We start from the raw sequence: 26,711 nt of genomic DNA on the forward strand, positions 1-26,711 counted from the left end.
CCTCGATCCGGTTTCGTGGGCGACGCCTATTGCAGCGGCCCGTCGCCGCCCGCTCCGTTCTTGGCCAGCTCGATCTCGGTGATCGCCACCAGCATGTCGGCGCGCTCCTTCAGCGACGCGGCCTCGAGCAGGGCCTGCTTCTCGCGCACGTCGAAGGGGCTCATCATCGACAGCGCATTGACCAGCGCCTCGTTGGGGGCCTGGCGAATGGCGTCCCAGTCGGCCTGCAGGCCGGTGGCGTCGAGATAGGCCCGCAGCGTCTTCACCAGGGCGTCGCGATTGACCTCCCCCTCCCCGGCCCGCGGCTTGAAGTCGGTGGCGAAGGCCTCCACGCTGACGCGGCACTGCCGGTAGGGCGTCGTCGCCGGCACCTCTTCGAGAACGCGGAAGCGGGTGACGCCGGTGAGCTGGATGAGGTAACGCCCGTCGCCGGTCTCGGCGAACTGGGTCAGGCGGCCGAGGCAGCCGACATGGTAGAGGCGCGGCACGTCCGAGCTGTCCTCCGCCTCCGGCTGGATCATGCCGATCAGCCGCGCGCCGCTGAGCGCGTCGTCGACCATGGCGAGATAGCGCGGCTCGAAGATGTTGAGCGGCATCTGCCCGCGTGGCAGCAGCAACGCCCCGGACAGGGGGAAGACCGGAATGACCGCAGGAACGTCGCCCGGTTCCCTGATCAGGTGAGCCATGTCACCCCTCCCCCGTATTCGCGCGCCGATGCCCCCGGACGTCCCGGTTTCCCGGAAGGCCGCCTATGCGAACAGGATCGACGACAGCCGCCGGCGGCCGCTGATCGTGTTCTCGTCCGTCGGGCCCCAGGCCTCGAAGAACTGCACGAGCTGCTTGCGGGCACCGTCGTCGTTCCATTTGCGGTCGCGCCGGGCGATATCGAGCAGGTGATCGACCGCCTCCTCGCGCCGGCCGGCCGCGGCAAGGCCGAGCGCCAGGTCGAAGCGGGCCTGATGGTCCTTGGGGTTCGCCTCGACCTGCCTTGCCAGGGCCGAGAGATCGCCGACCGAGGCCGCCTGCTCGGCGAGCTCCAGGGCGGCGCGGGCGCCGGCGATGAGGGGATCGTTCTCCTTGCCCTTGGGCGTCAGCGACAGCGTCGCCTTGGCCTGTTCCAGTTCGCCGGCGGCCGTGGCGGCCCGGACGAGCCCGGCGATGGCCTTGAGGTTCTCGCCATCCTCCTCGAACACCTGCGCGAAGAGCTGCGAGGCGCCGGCGAAATCGCCGGCGGCGAGCGCCGCCTCGGCATCGGCCAGGATCAGGTCGAGCTCGTCGGGACCGCCGGGGCCGGCGATCTTGTCGATGAACGCCTTGATCTGGCTTTCGGGCAGCGCGCCCATGAAACCGTCCACCGGCTGGCCCTTGGAAAAGGCGAACACCGCCGGAATGGACTGGACCCCGAGCTGCCCCGCGATCTGCGGGTACTTGTCGATGTCCATCTTGACCAGCTTGACCCGGCCCTTGGCGGCGCGCACCGCCTTCTCGATGATCGGAGCGAGCTGCTTGCAGGGGCCGCACCACTCCGCCCAGAAATCGACCAGCACCGGCTGGTTCATCGATTCCTGGATGACGTCGGCCATGAAGGTCTGCGTCGTGGTGTTCTTGACGAGGCCGTCGGCACCCGCTGCTTCAGCGCTCATGATCGTCTACCCGTTGTCGTGAGAATTGACCGCTTAGATGGGACCGTCCGGCGCAAAAGGCAACATGCCGAACCGCATTCAGCCCTGCGCCTCAGCTCCGCCCGAGACCGGCATGATCCTCGGCTCGTGGCCGGTGGAGCGCAGGAAGGCGAGGAGGTCGTCGCGCCGGATCGAGGTGGTCCGCGTGTTGACGAGCGGATGGTGGTTGAGCACGTCGTGACGCATCAGCGCCTCGTCCAGCACCACGCTCACCCGTCCGTCCCGGTCGTTGATCGCGCCGAACGGCGTCACGGCGCCGGGCTGCACGCCCCAGACCTCGACAAGCAGATCGGCCGAGCCGAACGACACCTTGCCGCTGGCGCCGATGATCTCATGGATGCGCTTGAGGTCGATCCGGGCGTCTTCCTCGGCGACGACCAGGAAGAGCGCCCCCTTGCGGTCCTTGAGAAACAGGTTCTTGGTGTGTCCGCCGGCGATCTGGCCGCGCAGGGCCTTGGAATCCTCGACCGTGTACAGCGGCGCGTGCTCGACGGTCGCCACGGCGATGCCGAGCCGGTCGAGATGGGCGAACAAGTCTTCGGGCGTCGCGGGCATGGCGTTCTCCAACCGGGGCCAGCCTCATAGGACGCCGCAGGACGGGCGACAAGCCCGCGCGGCCGGCGCTCAGGACATCGAACTCCGCTGGGGCCAGGCGGCGCCCCCATGGACGTCATGGCCGGATCAAGGTCCGGCCATGACGGAAATATCGCACCAGGGACTGTGCCGGCGGCGGCACCCGTCGCGATTCATGCATCGACCCGGGTCCGGAGCCCCGGCGCTCACCAACAGGTGAAACCGCCGTCGGCCACCACGGTGGCGCCGGTCATCAGGCTGGAGGCGTCCGAGGCCAGGAAGTGCACGACGGAGGCGATCTCGTCGGGCTTGCCCAGGCGATGCATCGGCGTGTCGCGCAGCCAGACGTCGATCATGCCGTCGTTCTCGTGCCGGTACATCGTCATCGCGGTCTCGATGTAGGTCGGCGCCACCGCATTGACGCGCACGCCGCGGTCGGCCCATTCGGCGGCGAGCGAGGATGTCATCTGGTGCACGGCGGCCTTGGCCGCGTTGTAGTAGGTCTGCTTCTGCGGGCGGTTCGAGATCAGGCCCGACATCGAGCCGATATTGACGATGGCGCCGCGACCGGCCTTCAGCATATGCCGGGCGAAGGCGCGGTTGCACCAGAAGACCCCGTTGTAGTTCACGTCGTTGACGTGCAGCCAATGCTCGTCCGTGACGTCCTCGGCGGCCGTGCCGGAACGAGCGATACCTGCGTTGGCGACCAGGATGTCGACGCGGCCATAGTCGCGCACAACGCCGTCGGCAAGCGCGTCCACCTCGGCCGATCTGGTGACGTCGACCTGGCGGATGTCGGCGTCATGGCCCTTGGCGGCGAGCTCCGCCTTGCCCTGCCCGGCAATGGCAAGGTCGATATCGGCGATGACCACCTTGGCGCCGTGCTCCAGCAGCGCCTCGGCGCAGGACAGGCCTATGCCCCGCCCGCCGCCGGTCACCACCGCCACGCGGCCGTCGAGCCTCAGCTTCTCGGCAAACATCGAAGGCCTCCTTGTCTCGTCTTCAGGTTGTTCGCAGTCAGGATGCGGGTTGCGCGGGCTTGTCGAGGAACGGATGGCGTCCGGGCTGCGCGAAGCGCGTCCGGCGCACCTCGAGCAGCTTCTCGACCTGCTCGGCGCTGAACTCCCTGGCGCCGCCGTAGTGCGCGGCGAGGTAGACCACCTTGGCATAGTAGTCGAGCGCTTCCATCTTGAAGTAGGCGCTGGTGAGGTCGTGCCCGTAGGAGAGCGCGCCGTGGTTTTCCAGCAGCAGCGCGTCATGGGTCGCCAGATAGGGCGTGATCGCGTCCGACAGCTCCGAGGTCGAGGGCAGGCCGTAGGGCGTCAGCGGCACCTCGCCGAGGAACATGGTGGATTCCGGCATGATCTGCTGGGTGATCGGCTTGCCGCAGATGGCGTGCACGGTCGCATAGAGCGGATGCGCGTGCACGACGGCGCGCACGTCGGGACGGTGATCGTAGACGCACAGGTGCATCATGATCTCCGTCGAGGGCCGATAGCCGGCCTCGGCGAGAAGGGAGCCGTCGCGGCGGATGCGGCAGATCATGTCCGGCGTCATGAACCCCTTGGATACGCCGGTCGGCGTGCACAGCAGCGTGCCGTCGTCGAGCAGGACCGAGATGTTGCCGTCGTTCGCGGCCCCCATCCCGCGCGCATAGGCGCGGCGCCCGATTTCGCAGATGTCTTCGCGCAGCTTCGGATCGTCTTGCATGGTCATCGCTCTCCGGCGCCGACCCTCTCCGCACCTGGGCGAAAAGTCAATGATTCGGATGTCCGAATTTTTGAAAATGTCCGAATTTTCACATGTTGCCGGGCAGCGAGCTGCCCCGCGCATCAGCAGACGAGCTGGACGCCGCGCCGCTCGAACAGGTCGAGCCAGGCTTCGGACGGACGGCTGTCTGTCACCACGACGTCGATCAGATCCAAACCGCACATGTTGACCAGAGCCGTCCTGTCGAACTTTCCGCTGTCGACGAGGAGGCAGACGCGTCGGGCATTCTCGATGAAGGCGCGCTTGACCTCGGCGTCGGCGATGTTGTTTTCCATGAGGCCTTCCGACAGCGACAGCGCCTTGCAGCTGATCAGCGCGATGTCCGCGTTGAAGCGGGCGATCGCCTGGCTGGCGAGGGGCCCCACGAAGGTCATGGACCGCCGGCGCAGTTCACCGCCGACCGACATGACGGTGTGGTCGGGCAGGCTCGCATCGGACAGGATGCGCACCGAATTGGTGATGACGGTCAGGTCGCGGCGGGCGCCGACCGCGCGCAGGGCCTCATGGGCGGTGGACGAGGAATCCATCATCACCGCATCGCCGTCCCGGACCAGCCCGGCGGCCTTGGCGGCGATGGCGCGTTTGGCCTCGATGTTGATGAGGTGCCGCGTCCTGTAGGGCAGGTCCTCCACGCCGCCGCGCGGCGCCACCGCGCCGCCATGGGTGCGGCTGACCAGCCCCTCCCGTTCCAGCTTGTTGAGATCGCGCCGGATCGTCTCCTCCGTGACGCCCAGCAGCGTGCTGAGATCCGTCACCACGACCCTGCCTTCGCGCAGGATGCGGTCGAGAATGCTGTTCTTGCGCTCAATTGCGAGCATGTGTCACCGGATGGGGTCGCATCGTGGCCAGCGGAGGCCCGGACGGATCGCGGATGTCGGCCGACTGTTCAATCAGGGCCCGGGCTTCGTCCAGCGTTTTGAGGCGGGCGAGGCCGATCCGTCGGCACGCCCCCTCGGGCCGGTCTACCGCACGGTCCTCGAAGCGACGGACGTTCCCGAACGACCGGCCCGTGCCGGCGAAGGCGGCCGGCGTCGCCCGGCCGCTGCCGGGACCGAGATCGAAGACAAGGCATCGGGTCATGGCAAGCTTCGCGGGAATATCGGCGCCCCTCTTGACGAAGATTCAGACATAATCGGGCATGAGAGACGAGATCAAGATCCGATCATGACCGATCCTCCCAGGGCCGCCGCCGCACCGGAGCAAAGGTCTCCGGCCACCCCGGCTGTCATCGGCTCAGGCGAGGAGCTGCGAACACGCTTGCTCCTGCCCGCCCCTTCGCGGTAAATCCGGCGGGCTCGCGGAGACCTTGACCCTCCGCCGGGCGAAGAGGTTTCGATGTTGAACTCGCTCGACCTGCCGCGTCGGCCGCAGGACACCCGCGTCGTCGTCGCCATGTCCGGCGGCGTCGATTCATCCGTCGTCGCCGCCCTCCTCAAGGAGGAGGGCTATGACGTGATCGGCGTCACGCTGCAGCTCTACGACCATGGCGCGGCCATCCACCGCAAGGGCGCCTGCTGCGCCGGGCAGGACATTGCCGATGCCCGGGCCGTCGCCGAGCGCATCGGCATCCCGCATTATGTCCTCGACTATGAGAGCCGTTTCAAGAGTGCGGTGATCGACGCCTTCGCCGATGCCTATGTCGCCGGCGAGACGCCGATCCCCTGCGTCGCCTGCAACCAGAAGGTCAAGTTCCGCGACCTGCTCGACACGGCGCTGGATCTCGGCGCCGACATCCTCGCCACCGGCCACTACGTCGCCAGCCGCCCCGCGGCCGGCGGCCGCGCGCTCCATCGCCCGCGGGATGCCGAGCGCGACCAGAGCTATTTCATGTTCGCCACCACCCGGGAGCAGCTCGACATCCTGCGCTTCCCGCTCGGTGACATGACCAAGCCGCAGACCCGCGCGGCGGCCGAGCGCTTCGGCCTCTCGGTCGCCGGCAAGGCCGACAGCCAGGACATCTGCTTCGTGCCCACCGGCCGCTATGCCGAGGTGATCGAGCGGCTGAAGCCGGGCGCGGCCAGGCCCGGCGAGATCGTGCACGTGGACGGCCGTGTCCTCGGCCGTCATGCCGGCGTGATCCACTACACCATCGGCCAGCGCAAGGGCCTGGGCATCGCCGCGGGCGAGCCGCTCTATGTCGTGCGCCTCGATGCCGACGCAGCCCAGGTCGTGGTCGGCCCGCGCGAGACGCTGGCGACCCGCACCGTGCTGCTGCGCGACGTCAACTGGATCGGCGACGGCCCCCTCGATGCCCTGCCGCCCGAGGGCATCGAGATCGCCGTGCGCGTGCGCTCGACCCGGGCGCCGAAGCCGGCGCTGCTGCGCCGCGGCGCCGACGGTCCGCTGATCGAGCTCGCCGAGGCCGAGGACGGCGTTTCGCCCGGCCAGGCGGCGGTGTTCTACGACAGTGCCGAGGACCGGGCGCGCGTGCTCGGCGGCGGCTTCATCCTCAAGGCCCTGCCGGCCGCGACCGTGCAACCGGCCCTGAGCGTCGTCGCGGGATAGAACTCCGCCTCCGGCTCTGCATAGCGCCGTCCTATCCTCGGCATCGCCTTGGGTCTTGCTGCGCCTTGGGCTATGAGTGAATCGGCAATGCGATATGCGGCTGGTGCGATGGCAAGAGACCTCGATCCTTATAAGCTCTCGTCCCCGCGGATCTTCCTCGTCCGCATGCTGGTTTTCCTTGTGCTGGCCGGCTGCGTGCTCGCGGTGCTCTATCGCCGCCTGTTCGAAGCCTTCATGGCCAATCCAGGCCTCAACGGCCTGATCGTCCTGTCGCTGCTGCTCGGCATCGCCTTCGCCTTCCGCCAGGTGGTGCGCCTGGTGCCGGAGGTGCGCTGGGTCAACGCCTACCGCATGCGCGATCCCGGCCTGAACCTGCACGACCAGCCGGTGATGCTGGCGCCGATGGCGGCGATCCTGGGCGACAAGGTCGGGCGCAAGGCGATCTCGATCGCGACGCTGCGCTCGATTCTCGAATCGATCGGCATGCGCCTGGACGAGCAGCGCGAGATCTCGCGCTACCTCACCGGCCTCCTGGTGTTCCTCGGCCTGCTCGGCACGTTCTGGGGCCTGATCGAGACGGTCGGCTCGGTCGGCAAGGTGATCAATTCCATGTCGGTGGGCGGCGGCAACGCTGCCGTGGTGTTCGAGGATCTGAAGAACGGCCTCGCCGCCCCGCTGTCGGGCATGGGCATCTCGTTCTCGTCCTCGCTGTTCGGCCTTGCCGGCTCGCTGATCCTCGGCTTTCTCGACCTGCAGGCCGGCCAGGCGCAGAACCGCTTCTACAACGAGCTGGAGGACTGGCTCGCCGCCACCGTCACCGACATCGAGGCGGAGAGCCTGGCGCGGGCCGGGGCCGACGGCGAGATGGCCGCGATCAAGACCGCGATCGAGCGCATGGCCCATGCCCCGCAGGACGGACGCACCGCCACCGCCGCCATGGCCCAGCTCGCCGAGGGCATCCAGGGCCTCGTCCAGCACATGCGTTCCGAGCAGCAGATGATCCGCGACTGGGTCGAATCCCAGGCCGAGCAGCAGCGCGACATCAAGGTGGTGCTGCAACGGCTGTCGCGCGAGCGTGAGTCGCACTGATGGCCTATGCGCGCGGCCGCCGCCGGGGCGAGGGCATCAACTACTGGCCGGGCTTCGTCGACGCGCTCTCGACGCTGCTGCTGTCGATCATCTTCATCCTGTCGATCTTCGTGCTCGGCCAGTTCTTCCTGTCGCAGGAGGTCACCGGCAAGGACGAGGCGCTGAACCGGCTCAACGGCCAGATCGAGGAATTGTCGCAACTGCTGGCGCTCGAGCGCTCCAACAACCGCAACGCCCAGGACCAGCTCGCCCTGCTCGGCGACAGCCTGAGCAAGGCCGAGGGCGAGAAGCTGCGCCTGCAGGGCCTGATCGACGCAGCCCGCGGCGACGCCGCCAAGGCCCAGGCCGATGCCGCCGGCGGCGCGCTCGGCGAGATGCAGTCCCGGCTGGACAGCCAGAAGCGCATCTCCGACCAGGCCATGGCCCAGATCGAGCTCCTCAACCAGCAGATCGCGGCGCTGCGTCGCCAGATCGGCGCCCTGGAGGAGGCGCTCGACGCCTCCGAGACCCGCGACCGCGAGAGCCAGACCAAGATCGCCGACCTCGGCTCGCGCCTGAACATCGCCCTGGCCCAGCGCGTGCAGGAGCTGTCGCGCTACCGGTCCGACTTCTTCGGCCGCCTGCGCGAGATCCTCGGCAACCGGCCCGACGTGCGCATCGTCGGCGACCGCTTCGTCTTCCAGTCCGAGGTGTTCTTCGCCCCCGGCCAGGCGACCCTGCAGCCCGAAGGCAAGGCGGAGATGGACAAGCTCGCCACCGCCCTCCTGGAGCTGCAGGACAAGATCCCCGCCGACATCCCCTGGGTGCTGCGCGTCGACGGCCATACCGACAACCGGCCGATCAAGTCGCCGCAGTTCCCCTCGAACTGGGAGCTGTCCGCCAGCCGCGCCATCGCCGTGGTGCAGTATCTCATCTCCAAGGGCATCCCGGCCCAGCGCCTCGTCGCCGCCGGCTTCGGCGAGTTCCAGCCGATCGATCCCAGCGACAGCGACGAGGCGCGCAGCCGCAACCGGCGCATCGAGATGAAGCTGACCGAGCGCTGATGCCCCGCCGGGCGGATCGCCGGCTCGCGGGCGCACGACGGCGCCAGCCACGACCTCCGCGGCATGGCGGCTCTTCACAGTGGACTGTTGCCCCCGGCATTGCCGTGCGGATCGAATTGGGCTGGGGTCCGGCAGGCATGGAATTGGCTGGACAGGCCTGTTACCGTCGAAAATAATTTTTGAACGGTTGCCGTGATGGAATTCTGGCACATTCGCCAGGCAAAGCGTGGGGTCGAGAGTTTTTCGATGACGAAAAAATACTTCGGGACGGACGGCGTGCGCGGGCGTGCCAACACCGTGATCACGCCCGATCTGGCCATGCGCGTCGGCATGGCCGCGGGCCTTGCCTTCCACCGGGGAGACCATCGCCACCGGGTCGTCATCGGCAAGGATACGCGCCTGTCCGGCTATATGATCGAGAATGCGCTGGTTGCCGGCTTCACCGCCGTCGGCATGGACGTGATGCTGCTCGGTCCGGTGCCGACGCCGGCGGTGGCGATGCTGACGAGCTCGCTGCGCTGCGACCTCGGCGTGATGATCTCGGCCTCGCACAATCCCTTCGACGACAACGGCATCAAGCTGTTCGGCCCGGACGGCTACAAGCTCTCCGACGAGATCGAGCAGCAGATCGAGCTCCTCATCGACAATCCGGGCAATGGTCTCGCCGGCTCGCGTGAGCTCGGCCGCGCCAAGCGCATCGACGACGGCCGCTTCCGCTACATCGAGTTCGCCAAGCGCACCCTGCCCCGGCACCTCACGCTCGACGGCCTGCGCGTCGTCATCGACTGCGCCAACGGCGCCGCCTACCGGGTCGCCCCGGAAGCGCTGTGGGAACTCGGCGCCGACGTGATCTCGCTCGGCGTCGAGCCGGACGGCTTCAACATCAACCGCGACGTCGGCTCGACCTCCCCCGAAGCCTTGTCGCGCAAGGTGCGCGAGATGCGCGCCGACATCGGCATCGCCCTGGACGGCGACGCCGACCGCGTCGTCATCGTCGACGAGAAGGGCCATCTGGTCGACGGCGACCAGCTCATGGCCGTGGTCGCCGCCTCCTGGCACGAGGACGGGCGCCTGGCCCAGCCCGGCATCGTGGCGACGGTGATGTCCAATCTCGGGCTGGAGCGCTATCTCGGCGGCCTCGGCCTGATGCTGGAGCGCACCGCCGTCGGCGACCGCTACGTGCTCGAGCGCATGCGGGCGAACGGCTACAATGTCGGCGGCGAGCAGTCCGGCCATATCATCCTGTCCGACTATGCCACCACCGGAGACGGCCTGGTGGCGGCGCTGCAGGTTCTGGCGGTGCTGAAGAAGGCCGACCGGCCGGTCAGCGAGACCTGCCACCGCTTCGAGCCCCTGCCGCAGATCCTCAAGAACGTCCGCACCCGGGGCGGCAAGCCTCTGGACGATCCGAAGGTCGTCGTCGCCATCGAGGATGGCCGCCGCCAGCTCGGCGACGGTGGCCGCCTGATCATCCGCCCCTCCGGCACCGAGCCGGTGATCCGCGTCATGGGCGAAGGCGACGACCGCCTCGTCGTCGAGACGGTGGTCGACCAGATCATCGACGCGATCGGCAAAGCGGCCTGAGCAGCCCGTCCGGCCTCGGCCCGAAACAGCTTTCGGGGCGAGCCCGCCGGCAAAGACACCAGCGGGTGTTTGTGGCGGCCTCGGCCGCCGCTGGCATTTCCGGGGACAGCCGACTGCGACGCTCGTCTTGGCAGCGACTTGATCGAACCGGTACCCAGACACCATCACCGCAGATTTCGACTTGGATGCGCTGGAGGCGGCGCCGGCGAAAGCTTCGGCCCGACGCTCACCATCACGGGCCGCGCCAAGCAGAGGTAAAGGATCGCGGTTAAGAATTAGGGTTAAAGGCTCTTTAAGACTTGGTCTCCATAGTCGGCACCAGGACTGCGGGCCGTGGTGTCGAACGGCTCCTTGGACGGAAGGACCCGATGATGGCCACCTTGAAGACCTTTGCCTTGGCGAGCACCCTCCTCCTCGCCGCCTCGGCGGCCTTTGCCGCCGACATGCCGATCCCCGAGCCGCCACCGGTGGCGGATTACGGCGGCTGGTATCTGCGTGGCGATATCGGCTTCTCCAACCAGCAGGTCGACAAGCTCGACAACGTCCTCTATGGCGGCCTCGACACCCTGAACACCCGCCAGAAGGATTTCGACGCCGCCCCGTTCGGCGGCCTCGGCATCGGCTACCGCTTCAACCAGTGGCTGCGCGTCGACGTGACCGGCGAATATCGCGGCAACGCCAACTTCAACGGCCTCGACACCATCACGTACACCGACGACGGCGTCCTGCGGGTCGGCGAGAACCGCTACACCGGCAGCAAGTCCGAATGGACCGGCATGCTGAATGCCTATGTCGATCTCGGCACATGGTACGGCATCACGCCCTTCGTCGGCGCCGGCATCGGCGGCTCGCTCAACACCATCTCCGGCTTCCAGGATGTCGGCACGACCGACCTGCCGGGCGGCGGCGACATGACCCACAGCGTCGCCTATGGCAAGGACAACTCCCAGTGGAACTTTGCCTGGTCCCTCCAGGCCGGCCTCGCCTACGAAGTCACGCCGAACCTGACCATGGAACTGGCCTATCGCTACATCAATCTCGGCAACGCGCAGTCCGGGGATCTCGTCACCTACGACGGCACGAACGCCATCTACAATCCGATGAAGTTCAAGGACATCACTTCGCAGGACTTCAAGTTCGGCATACGCTGGGCGCTGGGCGAGCCGGCCCCGGCCGCCGAACCCTATCCCCTCACCCGCAAATATTGAGGCGACGGACGCGACGGCCCCACCCAGGCCTTCCGCATTCCGGGCAAGACGGCGTGGCCTCCAGGGCCGCGCCGTTCTGCTTTTCAGGGCCACGACAGAGCAGGGATTTCCGAGAATTTCAAGATGATTGACGAATATGGTTAAGAGATAAGGTTAAGCAGCGCTTAAGGATCGGCTGCTAGGCTGATGCCCGTTGGGACAGTCCGGATCGGCAAGACGATCCGGCACGCAAGGGGGACCGGCATGGTCAGCGACACGGGCAGCTTCAGGATATTCGCTCTGGCCGCGGCCCTCGGGCTGGTCGGTCCGGCTCATGCCCTGGCCGGCGACATGCCCGAAATCCCCCCGGTCGAGGACGCCGGCGGCGAGCCGGAGCTCGGCAGCAACTGGTATCTGCGCGGCGACGTCGGCTACACCCTGTGGCAGAATCCCGGCGTCAACGGCCGCTGGACCAGCCCTATCGAAGCCCCGTCGAGCAATGTCAGCCTCGACGGCACCTGGTCGGCCGGGCTCGGCGCCGGCTATGATTTCGGTGGCGCGCGCGTCGATCTGACGGTCGACTATATCGGCAGGCAGAACGTCGAAGTCGGCTTCGGCGCCTTCGACTGCGATCTCGGCGCCGGCGGTGCCACCTGCCTGGGGCAGGCCAAGAGCAGCGTCTCGGCGATCCCGATCCTGCTCAACGCCTATGCCGATCTCGGCAACTGGGGCGGCTTCAAGCCATATATCGGCGCCGGCCTCGGCGTCGCCCGCGTCGATTGGGGCCGCTGGGATACCCAGGTCGCCTGCGCCGAGAACGGCGGCACCTGCCCGCTCCCGCCGGGCGGCGACGCTGCCATCGATTTCTCCAATGAGGGTGCCACGACCTGGAACTTCGCCTGGGCGCTGATGGCCGGCATCAGCTACTCGGTCAACCAGAACCTGTCGCTCGATCTGGGCTACCGCTTCCTCGACATCGCCGACGGCAAGGCCGGCCGCAACCACGCCTATCCGACCGATCCCGTCACGCCGCTCGGCGATGTCCAGTACAAGGATCTCTACGCCCACGAGATCCGGCTCGGCTTCCGCTATCTCGTCGACTGACGCCCCCACCAAAGAAAGCGACGCTCTCTCTACAATCGCGCTTGACGCCGCCGCCGCCCGCGCGCATACGGGCGGTGGGACATCCCTCCCCAACGAGGGACGCCCATCTGCGAGGATGGAGACATCGCGATGACGACGACAATGCCCGCGGCACGGCCGACGGTTGCAAATTTTTCGTCCGGCCCCTGTGCCAAGCGGCCGGGCTGGACCCCCGAAGTCCTGAAGAACGCGGCGCTGGGCCGCTCGCACCGGGCCAAGATCGGCAAGACCAAGCTTGAGCAGGCGATCGAGGAGACGCGCGAGATCCTGCGCATTCCCGCCGACTACCGGATCGGCATCGTTCCGGCCTCCGACACCGGTGCGGTCGAAATGGCGCTGTGGTCGCTGCTGGGCGCCCGCGGCGTCGACCTGCTGGCCTGGGAATCCTTCGGCGGCGAGTGGGTCGCCGACGTCGTCAAGCAGCTCAGGCTCGCCGATGCCCGTGTCCTCAAGGCCGGCTACGGCGAGATCGTCGACCTCTCCGCCGTCGACACCCGCACGCGTGACGTGGTCTTCACCTGGAACGGCACCACCTCGGGCGTGCGCGTGCCCGACGCCGACTGGATCGCCGCCGACCGCGAGGGCCTGGCCATCTGCGACGCCACCTCGGCCGCCTTCGCCCAGCCGCTCGACTGGGGAAAGCTCGACGTCGTCACCTTCTCCTGGCAAAAGGCGCTCGGCGGCGAGGCCGCGCATGGCGTGCTCGTGCTGTCGCCGCGCGCCGTCGCCCGCCTCGAGAGCTACACGCCGGCCTGGCCGCTGCCCAAGATCTTCCGCCTGACCAAGGGCGGCAAGCTGATCGAGGGCATCTTCAAGGGCGAGACCATCAACACGCCCTCCATGCTGTGCGTGGAGGACTATCTCGACGCGCTCGCCTGGGCCCGCTCCATCGGTGGCCTCGACGCCCTGATCGGCCGCGCCGACGCCAGCCTCGCCGCCATCGAGCGCTTCGTCGCCGCCACGCCCTGGATCGATTTCCTCGCCCGGGACAAGGCGACGCGCTCCAACACCAGCGTCTGCCTGAAGGTGGTGGACCCGGCGATCACCGCCCTCACCGCCGAGGCGCAGGCCGCATTCGCCAAGGCGCTCGCCGCGGCGATCGAGAAGGAGAAGGCGGGCTTCGACATCGCCTCCTACCGCGACGCCCCGCCCGGCCTGCGCATCTGGTGCGGCGCCACGGTCGAGGCGGCCGATGTCGAGGCGCTGATGCCCTGGCTCGACTGGTCGTTCCACAAGGCGAAGGCCGAGCTCGCGGCCGCGTCCTGACCGGAAAGCCGGTTGGGCCGGCCCGACCGGCGGGCCCGCCGCCCTCCCCACGATCCAGCATGGCCGGCCGGCGCCGGCCCCCCTCTCCGCGGTTGCATAGAAGGTTTCGCCCCATGACCGCCCCGAAAGTCCTGATTTCCGACGCCCTGTCGCCCGCCGCCGTCCAGATCTTCCGCGATCGCGGCATCGAGGTCGACTTCCAGCCCAACCTCGGCAAGGACAAGGACAAGCTCGCCGAGATCATCGGCAACTATGACGGCCTCGCCATCCGCTCGGCCACCAAGGTGACAGCCAAGATCCTGGAGAACGCCACCAGGCTGAAGGTGATCGGCCGCGCCGGCATCGGCGTCGACAATGTCGACATCCCTGCTGCGACCGCCAGGGGCGTGATCGTGATGAACACGCCTTTCGGCAACTCGATCACCACCGCCGAGCACGCCATCGCCATGATGTTCGCCCTCGCCCGCGAGATCCCCGCGGCCGACGCCTCGACCCAGGCCGGCAAGTGGGAGAAGAACCGCTTCATGGGCGTCGAGATCACCAACAAGGTGCTCGGCATCATCGGCTGCGGCAATATCGGCGCGATCGTCGCCAACCGGGCCATCGGCCTGCACATGCGCGTCGTCGCCTACGATCCCTTCCTCAGCCCGGAGCGGGCGGTGGAGATCGGGGTGGAGAAGGTCGAGCTCGACGACCTCATCGCCCGCGCCGACATCATCACCCTGCACACGCCGATGACGGCGCAGACCCGCAACATCCTGTCGCGCGAAGCGCTGGCCAGGACGCGCAAGGGCGTGCGCATCATCAACTGCGCCCGCGGCGGCCTCGTCGACGAGGAGGCGCTGGCCGAGCTGCTCAAGTCCGGGCATGTCGCCGGCGCCGCCTTCGACGTCTTCGTCGAGGAGCCGGCCACCGCCAACCCGCTGTTCGGCCTGCCCAACGTGGTCTGCACCCCGCATCTGGGCGCCGCGACCACGGAAGCCCAGGAGAACGTGGCGCTGCAGGTGGCCGAGCAGATGTCGGACTACCTCCTGCGCGGCGCCATCCAGAACGCGGTCAACTTCCCCTCGATCACCGCCGAGGAAGCGCCCAAGCTCAAGCCCTACATCACCCTCGCCGAGAAGCTCGGCTCCTTCGCCGGCCAGCTCACCGAGAGCACGATCAAGACCGTGCGCATCATCTATGAAGGCGATGTGGCGCACATGAAGATCAAGGCGCTGACCAGCGCCGCCATCGCCGGGCTGCTGCGTCCGGCCCTGGCCGACATCAACATCGTCGCCGCTCCCTCGATCGCCCGCGAGCGCGGCATCGTCATCGAGGAGACGACCCGCGAGAAGATGGGCGACCACGAGTCGCTGATCACGCTCGAGGTCGAGACGGAGGCCCTCACCCGCGCGGTGGCCGGCACCATCATCGCCGGCACCAGGCCGCGCATCACCCAGATCAAGGGCATCAATGTCGAGGCCGACCTGCTGCCCCGCATGCTGTACATCACCAACCACGACCGGCCCGGCTTCATCGGCGCCATCGGTTCGCTGCTGGGCAAGAACAACATCAACATCGCCCACATGCAGTTCGGCCGTGACTTCGAGGGCGGCGACGCCATTGCCCTCGTCGCCATCGACCAGCCGGTGAGCGAGCCGCTGCTCAAGGAGATCAACACCCTCCCGAACGTGGTGCAGGTCAAGGCGCTGACGTTCTGAACGATCGCCACGCGGCGGGCGCTAAGGGCTCGTCAGCGGTCACGTGCTTCGTTACTCCCGGACGGATTTTGAGCGAGGGAGACACTTGCCGACCCTAGAGATATGAAGCAAGCTCCCGCACAATCAACTCTACGATAAATCGAGAACTATCCAGGTCTGATCGACCTGGATAGTTCTTTGCGGTCGCCTCCACTCAAGTAGATGCTGCCGCCTATCCCGAGCGTCTATAACCACGGCGCAACGGGTAATCGCACACCGAACATGGACAGAATCGGCAAGGAGGGGCAGAACCTCAGAGATCTTGATGGCCAGCCAAGTTGCACGGCGGCCGTGCGGCGGTCATCACAGTGCGGTTGCCGGTGCGCACCACTGCACCGTGCGCATGAAAGGTGCTCTGTCGCAGGGCACCGCTCGACTGATAGTGTTCAAGTTCGTGATGGACGGCGGCCAAAACTTGGCGTCGACTGAAAGTACAAAGCCAGTTTCCGAAAATGATCGGCAGCGTAAAGCTCCACGACGGCGTCGAAGGCACCGCCGAAATCAAATCTGCCGCCTGATTCGTCTCCCCCGGCTCCCGCATGGCTCCCACTTTCGCACCGTACGGCCATGCCCTACGCTGCTCGCTTCTGGTCTCTCAATACTCCGAGAACATGATCATGCGTCATCGGCCGACCGACGGATCCGCCTCTCCGTCGACCCCTGAAGGAATCAGGCGTCGCGATCTCGTTCTGAACGGCGGCATGGCGCTTGCCGCGGCTTCCCTGGCTTCAATGGCGCCCGCGAGCGTCACGTCGGCCCTGGCCCAATTGGCGTCACCGCGCCCGCACATCGTCTATATCGTCGCGGACGATCTCGGCTGGAAGGACGTCGGATTTCACGGCTCCGACATCAAGACCCCCAATATCGACAGGCTGGCACAGGAGGGGGCACAGCTCGAACAATTCTATGTCCAGCCGATGTGCACCCCCACGCGCGCGGCCTTGATGACCGGTCGGTACCCCTGCCGCTACGGCCTGCAAACCCTGGTCATCCCGACCCCGAGCAAATACGGCCTGCCGACGGACGAAAGGCTGCTGCCGCAGGCCCTGAAGGATGCAGGCTACAAGACGGCGATGGTGGGCAAGTGGCACCTGGGACATGCCGACCGCAAGTTCTGGCCCCGCCAGCGCGGGTTCGACTATCACTACGGGTCGATGGTGGGCGAGGTCGACTACTTCACCCATTCATCGGCAAATGTGCTCGACTGGTATCGCAACGACCGGCCGGTGAAGGAGCGGGGCTACGCCCCCCAATTGTGGGGCGCGGATGCCGTCGCGCAGATCAACCGGCATGATCCCAAGACGCCGCTCTTTCTCTACCTCGCCTTCACAGCCCCGCACTCGCCCTATCAGGCGCCGAAGGACTATATCGACAGATACCAGCACATCGAAGACCCGACGCGACGCACCTATGCGGCGATGATCACCTGCATGGACGACGAGATCGGCAAGGTCGTTGCCGCGCTCGAAAAGAAGCAGATGCGCGAGAACACGCTGATCGTCTTCATGAGCGACAATGGCGGCAACCGGACCGCGATGCTCGCCGGGGATGTCGACGTCTCGAAGCTGAAGCTGCCGGCCGACAACGGCCCCTATCGTGGCGGCAAGGGCACGCTGTACGAGGGCGGAACGCGCGTTGCCGCCCTGGCGAACTGGCCGGGACGGGTCAAGCCCGGCGAGGTGAAGGAAATGATGCATGTGGTGGACATGTTCCCCACGCTTGCCGGGCTGGCGGGGGCGAGCCTGACCGGGGGAAAGCCCCTCGATGGGCTCGACGCCTGGTCTACGATCAGCAAGGGCAGTGCCTCGCCGCGGCAGGAGATCGTCTACAATATCGAGCCCTTCCGCGGCGGCGTGCGCGAAGGGGACTGGAAGCTGATCTGGCGGACTCCCCTTCCCTCCTCGACGGAGCTCTACAACATTCCGCAGGACCCATCGGAAACGACCAATCTCGCCGCGAGCAATCCCGAGAAAGTCACGCAGTTGAAAGCCCGTATCGAGCAGCTGGCCAAGGAGAGCGCCAAGCCGCTGTTCCTTGTCGACGCCTTCACGGCGGTCAAGGGGGCCTCGCACGGACCACCTCCGTTGCCCAATGAGGATAGCTATTTCACGCAGGACGATTGAAGAGGGTTACGTCCTCCCGCCCGCCATGGGATCACCATCGAGGCAATCGGACGCATCCCTCGATTGACACCAAGTCGCGAGGATGCCGACGCATCCGCGCCTTGAAAAGCTCAAGCGCCGCTCGGGCTTACCCAAAGCTCAATGAGGCAAGCTCATCGAGCTTTGGCATGAGTTGTTCTTCGGAGCGCCCGGGGCCGGCGCCCGTTCCGTCATCGCGGCATCGGAACATCGGGAAAGCCCGGCAACGGCTTGTCGACGGGCGCCTGCTGGATCGGCTCGGGCCGCGGTGCGATGCGCTTCTTCCGCCTCACCGTGGGCGCCGGCACCCACGCTTCCCCCATGGGCGCCAGGACCGGCCCAGGCGGGGCGCCCGCTGCCGACAGGGCATCCAGGCCGCCGCCCGGCGACAGCACGACCTCGCCTGAGCCGACACCGCCCTGCAGCCCCTGGACGGCGGCGACCAGCGCCTCCGCGCCCACCCGGGTCCGGCACAACCGCACCCGGATCGACAGGCCGAGCCGTTCGCCGAACAGGCTCGGCGGTGTGCCCGTCACCCACTCGTTGGCATTGCTGACCGACTGCCAGGCATAGAGGCAGATCTGCGGGCCGCTGCGGCCGAGCGCGTAGCCGAAGGCGCCGAAGCCGTTCTGCGTGAAGCCCGGCTGGAGCGACATGGCGATCCCCGGCAGCCGCTCCGCCATCTCGGCGACGAGCTGTTCCTGGGTCGCGGACCGGACGAAGCCGCGGCGCGACAGCGTCACGTAGATCGCGTTCTGACCTACCGTCCCCGGATCTCCCCGCAATCCGATCGTCTGTTTCAAGGACGATTCCGTGATCCGCTCGGACAGCCCGATGGCCGGCCCGGCCGCCCCCACGGGCATCACCAGCGGCACGTTCGGCGCCAGCCCGAGCGCCCTCGCCCAGCGATCGGCGGAGGCGGCCTGCGCCGCCGCTGCCGACAGGATCAGCAGGCCGGCCGCCAGGCGGATTTTGATCGAGGCCGCCATGCGTCAGTGCCCTCGTCCCGCATCCGGATCCGTCGCCGCGGCGAGCCCGGCCCGGGTGTCGCTCGTCGACATCTGCCGATCGAGTCTGGAAAAGATTGCCGCGGCCTCGTCGCGGCGCAACAGGTGATAGAGCGACCAGCCGCGCAGGACCATCAGGTCGCGCGGTTCCGCCACGAAGGCCCGCCGCCGATCGAGCGTCCGAAGCACGGCCTTGTACTGCCCGCGATCGAAGGCGTTCGCCGCCTGCTGGGCGAGGACGGCGGTGCCGATCTCGTTGCGGCGCTGGCTGGTGAGAGGTCCCGAGGCCGCCGCCGCGAGCGCCGCATCCGGACGGTTGCTGCGCAGCTCCGCCAGGGCCTGGCCATAGGCGGCATCCCCGGGATTGGATCCGCCCTGTGCCGCGGCAAAGGCAATCGCCGCCTCCTGCGGCCGATTGAGCGCCATCAGGCACCAGCCCTTCTGCAGGCTGGTGTTGGCGTTGCCCAGGCCGGACGCTTCCGCCTGCACCGCCAGCGCGACGCAGCGCCCATAGTCCTTGCGCCGGGCCGCGGCCGCCGGGCCGCCGCCGCTCGCCCCGCCGGCGCTCCGCTTGCGCGGGCGGCCCGCTTCGCCGGCCGGGTCACCGCCGGCGGCCACGGTCCGTCCGAGGGCAGCCAGGGCCGGGAAGGTCGGCAGGTTGCGCTTGAGGAAATCGGCCAGACCTGCCTTGTCGCCGAGCCGCTGCAGCGAGAGCGCGAGGCCGAGCGCAGTGCTGTCACGCGGCTGCCAGGCCATCGCCTTCTCGAACCAAGCCTTGGCCGGCTCGAACTGGCCAATATTGTAGGCATACCACCCCAGGGCCCGGGCGCCCGACCCCAGCTGGCGCGCGAGCACCACCTCGCTGAACCGCTTCAGGCGCTCGGCGTCCATGACCACCGGCTTCGGGGCGGTCAGGTCCGGCTCGACCAGGCCGGCATAGGCGAGGAGTATCGCCGGATCCTGCTCCCGCCACCGATAGGCCAGGCTCTCGGCCTCGGCGTTGCGTCCCAGCTCCCGCAGTGCATTCACCGCGCCCTGCGCCGCCTTGGCGTCCTCCGGCCGGGCCTTGTCGACCGAGGGGACATGGGAGAGCGCGAGCTGGAACCAGCCGAGCGCCCCGGCCCAGTCCTTTCGCTGCGAAGCCCGCCAGCCCAGCAGTGCAGCATCGTCGGCGCCGGCAGCCCCCGACTTCGCCGAAGCCTCCAGCAACTGCTGCTCGGCCGGGCTGAGATCGTCGGTCGCTGTCCCGGCGACGATCTCGCCCAGATGCCGGCGGGCCAGCTCGAGGCTGATCACATCGAACTCCGGTCGCCCGTCCGGGCCGGTCCGGCCCATGGCGATCAGCGTCCTGACATCGCCGGGCGACAGGACCGCCATGGCCTTGCGCACCGTGGCGAGCCGCGCCTCGCCATCCTGCACGGCGCCGAGGATGCTGCGGTAGATCTCGAGCGCCTTGGCTGTGTCACCGGTCCGCGCATAGGCTTCGGCGACGCGCCAGGCGACGTCGAGGTCGGCGGTGTCGACCAGTTCCGGCGTCTTGCCGGCGAAGTCGATGACGGCGGGCCAGTCGCTGCGGTCCGAGGCCGCCACCAGCGCGGCCCTGGCCTGCTTCAGCGCCAGCTTGGCGGCGAGATCCTCCGGCACCGTCCAGGACGGATCGGCAGCCTTGCGCCGGGCGATCTCGGCTTCGAGCTCGGCGAGCTTGTCGGCGGCGAACAGATCCCAGAGCGGCTTGTCGTCCGACACGGCTTCCGGCAGGGCGATCGAAGCCGGCTCGGCCGGCGGCTGCCAGCCGGGGTAGAGGCTGCGCAGGCGCCGGATCTCGGCGTCGACGCGCGCCGTCTCGTTGCGCGAGGCGTAGTAGCGCAGCGCGCTCATGTCGACGTCGGCGACCGTCGTCTGGCCGGCCTGCTCTGCGGCGGAGGCGGCGCCGGCCAGAGCGAGCACTCCGAGAAAGGGCAGCATGCGGCGGATCACAGGCACTGCGGATACCTCTGCCGGGCCGCAATCAGCACCAGGGCTCGCAGCGTTGTCGGGTAGTAGCGGTCGACGGCGGCACCGGTGAGGTCGACGTCGATCTTCCGGCCCGCCGCGGCGCAACGCGTCAGGGCGGCGATCGCGCGATAGCCGCTGTCCGAGAACGGCTCGATCACCTCGCCGCTGACCACGTTGATGCGCTGGGGAGGCACCGCCGGGTCCGCCCAGGCGGTCATGTAGGGAGCGAGGTTCGCCTTGCTGCCGAACCCGCCCCAGACCAGGTAGAGCGGGATGCGGATGGCGTCGTAGCCGAAGGTCGGCGCAAAGCCCTTCGCCGGTGCCGGCTTGCCGCCGGCCAGCGCGACCCAGTCGCTCGGCAGGCTCGGCGGCCCGAAGCGGGCGGCGGAGAGGAGGTCCAGGCCGCCCTTGACGGCGGCGTCCCACGGGTGGCCCGGCGCCACCGCCGCCAGGCGGAGGAGACCGGGAAAGACCCAGTAGGACGGGTTGACCACCGGGCCATCGGCCCGGTCCTTGGCGGAATAGCCGGCCATGCCCGGCTTCAGGAGAGTTCCGAACTTCCCCTGGACGATAGCCTTGTCGGCGATGACCGCCGCCAGTTGCAGCGACGCCGCCTTGTACGCGTTGTCGCGCCAGAGGTCGCCTGCCTCGGCCAGGGCCCAGGCGATCAGGATGTCGCCGTCGGTGGCGTTGTTGCGGTCGCCGACATGCGGCGTCGCCGCCGGATCCCAGCGCCAGGCGGCGAGGCCGTCGTCGCGCAGCATGAGCTGCGCCCGAGTCCAGTTCCACATCAGGTCGAAGGCCGCGCGGTCGTCGGCGGCGGCGGCCAGCAGCATGCCGTAGCCCTGGCCTTCGCTGTGCGAGATGTCGTGGTTGGCGTTGTCGGTCACCCGGCCGTCGCCGCTGACGAAGGCGGCCTTGTAGGCCTGCCACAGCGCCGGCGCCTGCAGCGTCCCGCCGATCGGCGTAACCTCGCCGGCCCGGGCCAAGCCGGCCATGGCAGCGAGGATGAGGAAGGCGAACAGCCGGCGCATCAGGCCCCCCGTCGCGAAAAGGCGAGCGTCGCCCAGGTGGCAATGCCCAGGGTCATCGTCGCCAGCAGGGCGAGGCCGATATACCAGCCGGCATTGCTGGAGACCCAGCCGGCCGCGATCAGTCGTTCGTTGCCGACCGAGAACGGCGCGGTCCGGAAGAAGGCGATGCTGCGGGCGGCAACGAGGTCGACGCTGCCGCCGGCCGCCGCCAGCGTGGCGGCCCGTCCCGCCAGCTGGGCGACCCGGACGGGATCGGTGACGGCGGCTGCGCCCGCCGCCAGCGCCTCGTCGTCCCGCGCCGCGACGACGGTCAGGGCCGTGCCGTCGCGAAGGCCCTGCGCCATCAGCATCGACATGTCGCCGGTGACCGCCACCGGCCGGTCCGGATAGGACATCAGGCCGGCGCTCTGCAGGGAGCCGACCGCCAGGCCTCTCAGCCACTCGATGGTCGCGCCGGCCGGGCCGTACCAGCCTTCGCTCCGGTCGACCTGTTGCCCCCAGGCGTCGAGCCGGTCCATGTCCGCGCTGTCACCGGCCGCCCACGGCGTCGGGATGGCGCCGGTGATGTCGTTCCTCGCCGGCACCGGCCGGCCGGACCAGGCGCTTGCGACCGTGGCGGCGTCGACGCCCGCTGCCTCGAGCAGCGACGGCGTGATGTCCGTGGAGGTGCCGAGGATCACGGCGGACGCCTCGCCGGGCTGTGGCGGTCCGCGCCGGATGACGGCGTTCGTCGGCACGCCGGAGCCGAGCGCCGCGTTGACCATGAGGGTCGCCGCGGCCGCCACGGCCTCGGGCGTCTGGCGCGTCAGGAACAGCTGCGGCGGCGCGTCGGGGGTGATGCGAAAATTGCCGACCATGGTGGCCGAGAGGTTCGGGAACTGGGCGATCCGCGCCAGCCGCGGCACCGCCAGCGTGCTGCTGCCGAGGATCAGGAAACGCTCCTTGGCGTTGATCGAGGTCAGCGTGTCGCAGGACAGGTCCGAGCGCGCCGGCAGCTCGGCCTGGATCTCGATGCGGTTGCGCCCCGGGCGGAACGCCGTCAGCGGCATGTGGATGACCTGCCCTTGCAGGGCGGCCCCGCCCGGGCGGTCGAGGTCGAGATTGCCGTTGATGATGCCGTTGACGCGGATGATCAGGCGGGCGTCGCGGGTCAGCCCGGCCGAGTATCCGCCGTCGAAGGTGAAGCGCGCCTCGCCGTAGTCGGCGGGAAAAGCGTCCGGCGGCAGGACGATGTCGAAGCCGGTCCGGAACAGGCGGCCGCTGAAGGTCGCCGTGCGCACGCCGAGATCCGCCAGGCTCGCAGCCTCGCCCGGCCGGATGCGCGCGCCCCGGGCGGTCGCCAGCGCCTGCAGGCCCTCCGGCGTGCCGGCCGGCCGCGGCACGGCCTCCAGCTCGGCGACCGCCCGGTCGAGCTCGGCTTCGGTGAACCCCGACACGGTCAGGAGCGGCCCTCCCTGCTTGGTGGTGCCGAGGCTGACCGCGGAAGCGGCGGAGGGCGGCGCGGTTCCGAGCGTTGCGGCAAGGGCGGCCTGGGTGCCGACGGCGATGGTCAGGCCGTCGGGAGCCGGGACGGTGTCGACCACCGGGTGGTTGAAGCGCCCGCGCAGGGCGACCCGCTCGGCCACGGCCACCGCCCGCTCGATATCGGTCGCGGCGGCGTTGGCCGGCAACAGGAGATGCAGGCGGGTGGCGCCGGACGTATCGACCGCAAGGGCCGGCAGGTCGTCCAGGCTCTCCATCGTGGGGTCGATGCCGGAAAAGCCGCTGCGTGCCGGATCGATCTGCGTCCACAGCTCGTAGGTCGCCTCGATCGAGCAGTCGACGCGGTGGCGCTGGGAAATGCCGATCTGCACGGCATTCCAGCCGGGCGTCAGCGTGCCGGCGGGCAGGTCGAAGAACAGGCGCTTGGCCGAGGTCGGCGCCGCGATCGGCACGCGGCCGATGGTGTGGCCGTTGACGGTCAACGTCAGCCAGGACGCCTCCGGCATCACCGAGATCGCCGCCTGGTAGGTGAGCTGGAACCGTTTCGCCTCTCGCGTGGCCCCCGGCGGCAGGTAGACCGGCACGGTCAGCGTGCCGTCCTCGCCGTCGACGCGCATGGCGTCCGGCGAGGCCGGCAGGCGCCAGAGGCTCGCCGCGGGCGAAGCCGGCGTGGCGGGGACCGTTGCCGGCACCTTGGCGACCGTCGCCGGCACCGTGGTAACCGGCGTCGTGGTGATCGGCGTCGTCTCCTCCGCCCCCGCCGGACGCACGGCGATCGCGGCCGAGAGCGCGGCGGCGGCCGCGACGGCGAGGGTGCGATGCGTCCTCGTCATGCCGCGCTCTCCCGCCCGGCCGGCGCCGTCTCCGGTGCCGTGGCGGCCGGCGCCGGATCCGGGCCGCCGTTCCCGGGCCGTCGCGGCGTCTCGGGCAGCCGCGCCGGCGGCGGCGCCTTCTTGCGCGTGCCGCGCACCGCGAAGCCGAAGGCGCGCAGGCTGTAATGCAGCCCCCAGGCGATGAACTGCAGCGTGCCCGCCAGGATGCCCTTGTGCTGGCGGCGAGCCTGCCTGACCCGGTCGAGCGCCATGAAGTCGCCGTACATCAGGTCCGCGACCAGCCGCATATGGGCCGGCGAGGTCTGGATGAACTGCAGGCCGTAGAGATTGTCCGGCCCTTCGGCGCCGATATGGCGGACGATGACGGAGACGCTGCGCACCGGCACGTCGGACCGCAGCTGGTCGACGATCAGGGTGCCCAGCAGCTCGCTCTCGCGGTTGGACGGCAGCTGTCCGCCGATCGTCCGGACCCTGGCGCCGCCGGTGGAGACGTCCTCGATCAGCACGGGGACCTCGATGCCGCCGGCGATCAGCAGGCCGCGCCGCTGGATGTCGAGGCGCTGGGTCTTGCGCAGCTCGCGCCGTTCGGTGACGGCGCCGAGCGCCGCGCCGGCGATGATGAGGTTGAAGGCGTTCCAGGCCAGCACCACGACCAGGAGCTCGTTGAACACCGGTTCCGTCGCCAGCTTCCAGATGCCGACGCCTGCCCCCAGGCACAGGACGAAAAACAGCGCGAAATAGGGTCGGGCCAGCTCGGACAGCTGGTCCTCCTCCAGCGTCAGCGACTTGTCGGTGACGTTGAAGGTCGGCTTGCGCGGATTGAGCACGACGCCGATGATGGCGCGGAACAGGTGGATCGACTGGACATATTCGTACAGCTCGGACACCCAGGGCCAGCGCACGCGCCCATAGAGATAGTTCTGCATCATCACGTTCACCACGAGATAGGTCACGGTGTAGGCGACCATCTGGTGGACGTTGGCCACATAGATCTTCAGCGAGAAGAACAGATAGAGCAGCGGCGCGAAGGTGAAGGCCAGGCGCGGGAACGGAAAGAACCAGAACAGCGGGTTGGAGACGTAGCATATGCGCTGTGCCAGCGAGAGGCCGCGGCGGAACAGCGGATTCTTCAGCAGCAGGATCTGGATCATGCCGCGGCACCAGCGCGAACGCTGGCCGATGAAGCTCGCCAGCGTCTCCGGCTGCAGGCCCGCGATCAGCGGCTTCTCGACATAGACGCTGTTCCAGCCCCTGGCGTGCAGTTCCAGGGCCGTCTCGCAGTCCTCGGTGATGGTCACGCCGGCAAAGCCGCCGACGCTGTCGAGCGCCCGCCGGCTCAACACCGCGGCCGAGCCGCAGAAGAAGGAGGCGTTCCAGCGATCCAGCCCCTTCTGGATGACGCCGTAGAACATCTCGTTCTCCGACGGCATCTTCTTGAAGGTCTGCAGGTTCTTCTCGATCGGATCGGGATTGAGGAAGACGTGCGGCGTCTGCACCAGGAAGAGCTTGGGGTCGGCCCGGAAGAAGCCGACAGTCTCGCGCAGGAAATTGCGGAAAGGTGCGTGGTCGGCGTCGAAGATGGCGATGAGTTCGCCGTTGGAGACAGCCATGCCCGCATTCAGGTTGCCCGCCTTGGCGTGCTCGTTGCGGGCTCGGGTCACGTAGCGCACGTCGAGGCGCTCGGCCAGCGCCTGCAGCGCCGCGCGCCGCCGCTGCGCCGGCAGGGCGATGCGGGGGTCGGGCGAATTGACCTTGGCGTCGGTGCCGCCGTCGTCCAGCAGGAAGACGGTGAACTTGTCGCGCGGATAGTCCATCGCCTTGGCTGCCGCCAATGTCGAGGCGAGGAGATCCGCATCCTCGTTGTAGGAGGGCACGAACACGTCGACCGTCGGCAGATCCTTGTCGTCGACCTCGGGCGCCCGGCGCTCCTCGACCGGATCAGCGATGATGAACAGGCTCATCGCCAGCACGGCGACGCAATACATCTCCGCACCGTAGAGCAGCAGGCCGAAGGCGAAATCGACCGGATTGGCCAGCGGCGGCAGCGTCGAGGTGGTGCGCCAGAACACGTAGCGCAGTACGACGAAGGTGCCGAGCGCGAGGAAGACGTGCTTGGCCAGGCCGGAATGACGCAGGCGCGACAGCACCAGCATGCCGCCGATGCAGGCGACGCTCAGCAGCAGCTGCGCGTCGATGCCGATCGGCAGGGTCGCCAGGCAAACCACCAGGGCAACGGCCGACAGCCAAAGCAGAAATCGAGCCCAACGCGCCATGCCGTTCCTTCCCTGCATATCCGCTCCCGGCAAGAGCGAAAAGCGCAGCCTCCTGGTTCCCGGAGATCGCATGGTGGCGGCGGTATGGATAATAATTCCTTTATGCCCCCGTCGGAGGTAGCAAGAAACCGCGGCATGCCGGCCGCCCCGACTCGCGCATGCGCGGACAGCGACGGTCGCACGGCCCCGGCTGCGCCGATTTCCCCTGTCCGGCCCCTATCGTCCCGGCGACGGGTGTGGTGTGCGGGACACAGGATGGCAGGGAAGCCACACGCTTCCGTGATCGTGCGGGAGGTCAAACATTAACCCTGTTTTGACGGAACAAGATCAACAGTAGCGGATACCCGCTTTGCTTTTGATTC

At 68.4% G+C, this 26,711-nt stretch carries 20 protein-coding genes; 9 read left to right on the plus strand and 11 right to left on the minus strand.

What is annotated here, in order from left to right; genetic code table 11:
- Positions 1 to 26: 26 nt before the first annotated feature.
- The 6 genes from AC27L4_RS12105 to AC27L4_RS12130 form a co-directional block, all read right to left on the minus strand.
- A complete protein-coding gene (locus AC27L4_RS12105; RefSeq protein ID WP_487142392.1) occupies positions 27 to 686 on the minus strand; it encodes an LON peptidase substrate-binding domain-containing protein in 660 nt (219 codons plus the stop codon).
- A gap of 63 nt (positions 687 to 749) precedes the next feature.
- Positions 750 to 1,643: a thioredoxin gene (trxA, locus tag AC27L4_RS12110; RefSeq protein WP_487142393.1), complete on the minus strand. Its 894-nt coding sequence runs from the start codon at positions 1,641 to 1,643 to the stop codon at positions 750 to 752.
- Between the two features lie 78 nt (positions 1,644 to 1,721).
- Positions 1,722 to 2,237, minus strand: coding sequence for a prolyl-tRNA synthetase associated domain-containing protein (locus AC27L4_RS12115; protein ID WP_487142395.1), 516 nt, complete (start codon positions 2,235 to 2,237; stop codon positions 1,722 to 1,724).
- 224 nt (positions 2,238 to 2,461) lie between these two features.
- Positions 2,462 to 3,235: an SDR family NAD(P)-dependent oxidoreductase gene (locus AC27L4_RS12120; protein WP_487142396.1), complete on the minus strand. Its 774-nt coding sequence runs from the start codon at positions 3,233 to 3,235 to the stop codon at positions 2,462 to 2,464.
- A gap of 37 nt (positions 3,236 to 3,272) precedes the next feature.
- A complete protein-coding gene (locus AC27L4_RS12125) occupies positions 3,273 to 3,965 on the minus strand; it encodes a class II aldolase/adducin family protein (RefSeq protein ID WP_487142397.1) in 693 nt (230 codons plus the stop codon).
- A gap of 122 nt (positions 3,966 to 4,087) precedes the next feature.
- Positions 4,088 to 4,843, minus strand: coding sequence for a DeoR/GlpR family DNA-binding transcription regulator (locus tag AC27L4_RS12130; protein ID WP_487142398.1), 756 nt, complete (start codon positions 4,841 to 4,843; stop codon positions 4,088 to 4,090).
- Between the two features lie 517 nt (positions 4,844 to 5,360).
- Between AC27L4_RS12130 and mnmA the strand changes: the two genes are divergently transcribed.
- The 9 genes from mnmA to AC27L4_RS12175 all read left to right on the plus strand — a co-directional run bounded on the left by mnmA (position 5,361) and on the right by AC27L4_RS12175 (position 17,707).
- On the plus strand, positions 5,361 to 6,530 hold the full coding sequence (gene mnmA / locus AC27L4_RS12135; protein ID WP_487142399.1) for a tRNA 2-thiouridine(34) synthase MnmA: 1,170 nt from the start codon (positions 5,361 to 5,363) through the stop codon (positions 6,528 to 6,530).
- 165 nt (positions 6,531 to 6,695) lie between these two features.
- Positions 6,696 to 7,619 (plus strand): flagellar motor protein MotA, encoded by a 924-nt coding sequence (locus tag AC27L4_RS12140; RefSeq protein WP_487142400.1) that lies wholly within the window; start codon positions 6,696 to 6,698, stop codon positions 7,617 to 7,619.
- Positions 7,619 to 8,662, plus strand: coding sequence for a peptidoglycan -binding protein (locus AC27L4_RS12145; protein ID WP_487142401.1), 1,044 nt, complete (start codon positions 7,619 to 7,621; stop codon positions 8,660 to 8,662). The genes AC27L4_RS12140 and AC27L4_RS12145 overlap by 1 nt, the downstream gene beginning before the upstream one ends.
- A gap of 246 nt (positions 8,663 to 8,908) precedes the next feature.
- Complete coding sequence (gene glmM / locus AC27L4_RS12150; protein WP_487142402.1) at positions 8,909 to 10,246, plus strand: phosphoglucosamine mutase; 1,338 nt, start codon at positions 8,909 to 8,911, stop codon at positions 10,244 to 10,246.
- A gap of 371 nt (positions 10,247 to 10,617) precedes the next feature.
- Complete coding sequence (locus tag AC27L4_RS12155) at positions 10,618 to 11,454, plus strand: outer membrane protein (protein WP_487142403.1); 837 nt, start codon at positions 10,618 to 10,620, stop codon at positions 11,452 to 11,454.
- 243 nt (positions 11,455 to 11,697) lie between these two features.
- The gene (locus tag AC27L4_RS12160) at positions 11,698 to 12,537 is read left to right on the plus strand and encodes an outer membrane protein (protein WP_487142404.1); all 840 of its coding nucleotides are present in this window, start codon (positions 11,698 to 11,700) and stop codon (positions 12,535 to 12,537) included.
- Between the two features lie 129 nt (positions 12,538 to 12,666).
- A complete protein-coding gene (locus tag AC27L4_RS12165; RefSeq protein WP_487142405.1) occupies positions 12,667 to 13,842 on the plus strand; it encodes a phosphoserine transaminase in 1,176 nt (391 codons plus the stop codon).
- 113 nt (positions 13,843 to 13,955) lie between these two features.
- On the plus strand, positions 13,956 to 15,545 hold the full coding sequence (gene serA, locus AC27L4_RS12170) for a phosphoglycerate dehydrogenase (protein WP_487142406.1): 1,590 nt from the start codon (positions 13,956 to 13,958) through the stop codon (positions 15,543 to 15,545).
- Positions 15,546 to 16,201: 656 nt separating this feature from the next.
- Entirely contained in the window at positions 16,202 to 17,707 is a 1,506-nt protein-coding gene (locus AC27L4_RS12175; protein ID WP_487142407.1) for an arylsulfatase B, read from the plus strand.
- A 209-nt stretch (positions 17,708 to 17,916) separates the two neighbouring features.
- On the opposite strand, the gene bcsN is transcribed toward AC27L4_RS12175, so the two are convergent.
- Genes bcsN through bcsA form a run of 5 tightly spaced genes read right to left on the minus strand, consistent with a single transcriptional unit; the run spans position 17,917 to position 26,349 of the window.
- A complete protein-coding gene (gene bcsN / locus AC27L4_RS12180) occupies positions 17,917 to 18,714 on the minus strand; it encodes a cellulose biosynthesis protein BcsN (protein ID WP_487142408.1) in 798 nt (265 codons plus the stop codon).
- A gap of 3 nt (positions 18,715 to 18,717) precedes the next feature.
- On the minus strand, positions 18,718 to 20,697 hold the full coding sequence (locus AC27L4_RS12185) for a hypothetical protein (protein ID WP_487142409.1): 1,980 nt from the start codon (positions 20,695 to 20,697) through the stop codon (positions 18,718 to 18,720).
- A gap of 8 nt (positions 20,698 to 20,705) precedes the next feature.
- The gene (locus AC27L4_RS12190) at positions 20,706 to 21,761 is read right to left on the minus strand and encodes a family 8 glycosyl hydrolase (protein ID WP_487142411.1); all 1,056 of its coding nucleotides are present in this window, start codon (positions 21,759 to 21,761) and stop codon (positions 20,706 to 20,708) included.
- Positions 21,761 to 24,076, minus strand: coding sequence for a cellulose biosynthesis cyclic di-GMP-binding regulatory protein BcsB (locus AC27L4_RS12195; protein WP_487142413.1), 2,316 nt, complete (start codon positions 24,074 to 24,076; stop codon positions 21,761 to 21,763). Before AC27L4_RS12195 ends, AC27L4_RS12190 begins: the two co-directional genes overlap by 1 nt.
- Positions 24,073 to 26,349 (minus strand): UDP-forming cellulose synthase catalytic subunit, encoded by a 2,277-nt coding sequence (bcsA, locus tag AC27L4_RS12200; RefSeq protein ID WP_487142414.1) that lies wholly within the window; start codon positions 26,347 to 26,349, stop codon positions 24,073 to 24,075. The genes AC27L4_RS12195 and bcsA overlap by 4 nt, the downstream gene beginning before the upstream one ends.
- Positions 26,350 to 26,711 lie beyond the last annotated feature (362 nt).

This window comes from Labrys sp. Lb11 (genome assembly GCF_057554225.1).

What these genes read in the sequence shown, in the direction of transcription:
- AC27L4_RS12120 (WP_487142396.1), bottom strand. Translation starts at nt 3,235, where the DNA reads ATGTTTGCCGAGAAGCTGAGGCTCGACGGCCGCGTGGCGGTGGTGACC.
- AC27L4_RS12175 (WP_487142407.1), top strand. Translation starts at nt 16,202, where the DNA reads ATGCGTCATCGGCCGACCGACGGATCCGCCTCTCCGTCGACCCCTGAA.
- AC27L4_RS12165 (WP_487142405.1), top strand. Translation starts at nt 12,667, where the DNA reads ATGACGACGACAATGCCCGCGGCACGGCCGACGGTTGCAAATTTTTCG.
- serA (WP_487142406.1), top strand. Translation starts at nt 13,956, where the DNA reads ATGACCGCCCCGAAAGTCCTGATTTCCGACGCCCTGTCGCCCGCCGCC.
- AC27L4_RS12190 (WP_487142411.1), bottom strand. Translation starts at nt 21,761, where the DNA reads ATGCGCCGGCTGTTCGCCTTCCTCATCCTCGCTGCCATGGCCGGCTTG.
- AC27L4_RS12105 (WP_487142392.1), bottom strand. Translation starts at nt 686, where the DNA reads ATGGCTCACCTGATCAGGGAACCGGGCGACGTTCCTGCGGTCATTCCG.
- bcsA (WP_487142414.1), bottom strand. Translation starts at nt 26,349, where the DNA reads ATGGCGCGTTGGGCTCGATTTCTGCTTTGGCTGTCGGCCGTTGCCCTG.
- mnmA (WP_487142399.1), top strand. Translation starts at nt 5,361, where the DNA reads ATGTTGAACTCGCTCGACCTGCCGCGTCGGCCGCAGGACACCCGCGTC.
- AC27L4_RS12160 (WP_487142404.1), top strand. Translation starts at nt 11,698, where the DNA reads ATGGTCAGCGACACGGGCAGCTTCAGGATATTCGCTCTGGCCGCGGCC.
- AC27L4_RS12140 (WP_487142400.1), top strand. Translation starts at nt 6,696, where the DNA reads ATGCTGGTTTTCCTTGTGCTGGCCGGCTGCGTGCTCGCGGTGCTCTAT.
- AC27L4_RS12130 (WP_487142398.1), bottom strand. Translation starts at nt 4,843, where the DNA reads ATGCTCGCAATTGAGCGCAAGAACAGCATTCTCGACCGCATCCTGCGC.
- AC27L4_RS12115 (WP_487142395.1), bottom strand. Translation starts at nt 2,237, where the DNA reads ATGCCCGCGACGCCCGAAGACTTGTTCGCCCATCTCGACCGGCTCGGC.
- glmM (WP_487142402.1), top strand. Translation starts at nt 8,909, where the DNA reads ATGACGAAAAAATACTTCGGGACGGACGGCGTGCGCGGGCGTGCCAAC.
- bcsN (WP_487142408.1), bottom strand. Translation starts at nt 18,714, where the DNA reads ATGGCGGCCTCGATCAAAATCCGCCTGGCGGCCGGCCTGCTGATCCTG.
- AC27L4_RS12145 (WP_487142401.1), top strand. Translation starts at nt 7,619, where the DNA reads ATGGCCTATGCGCGCGGCCGCCGCCGGGGCGAGGGCATCAACTACTGG.
- AC27L4_RS12185 (WP_487142409.1), bottom strand. Translation starts at nt 20,697, where the DNA reads ATGCTGCCCTTTCTCGGAGTGCTCGCTCTGGCCGGCGCCGCCTCCGCC.
- trxA (WP_487142393.1), bottom strand. Translation starts at nt 1,643, where the DNA reads ATGAGCGCTGAAGCAGCGGGTGCCGACGGCCTCGTCAAGAACACCACG.
- AC27L4_RS12155 (WP_487142403.1), top strand. Translation starts at nt 10,618, where the DNA reads ATGGCCACCTTGAAGACCTTTGCCTTGGCGAGCACCCTCCTCCTCGCC.
- AC27L4_RS12125 (WP_487142397.1), bottom strand. Translation starts at nt 3,965, where the DNA reads ATGCAAGACGATCCGAAGCTGCGCGAAGACATCTGCGAAATCGGGCGC.
- AC27L4_RS12195 (WP_487142413.1), bottom strand. Translation starts at nt 24,076, where the DNA reads ATGACGAGGACGCATCGCACCCTCGCCGTCGCGGCCGCCGCCGCGCTC.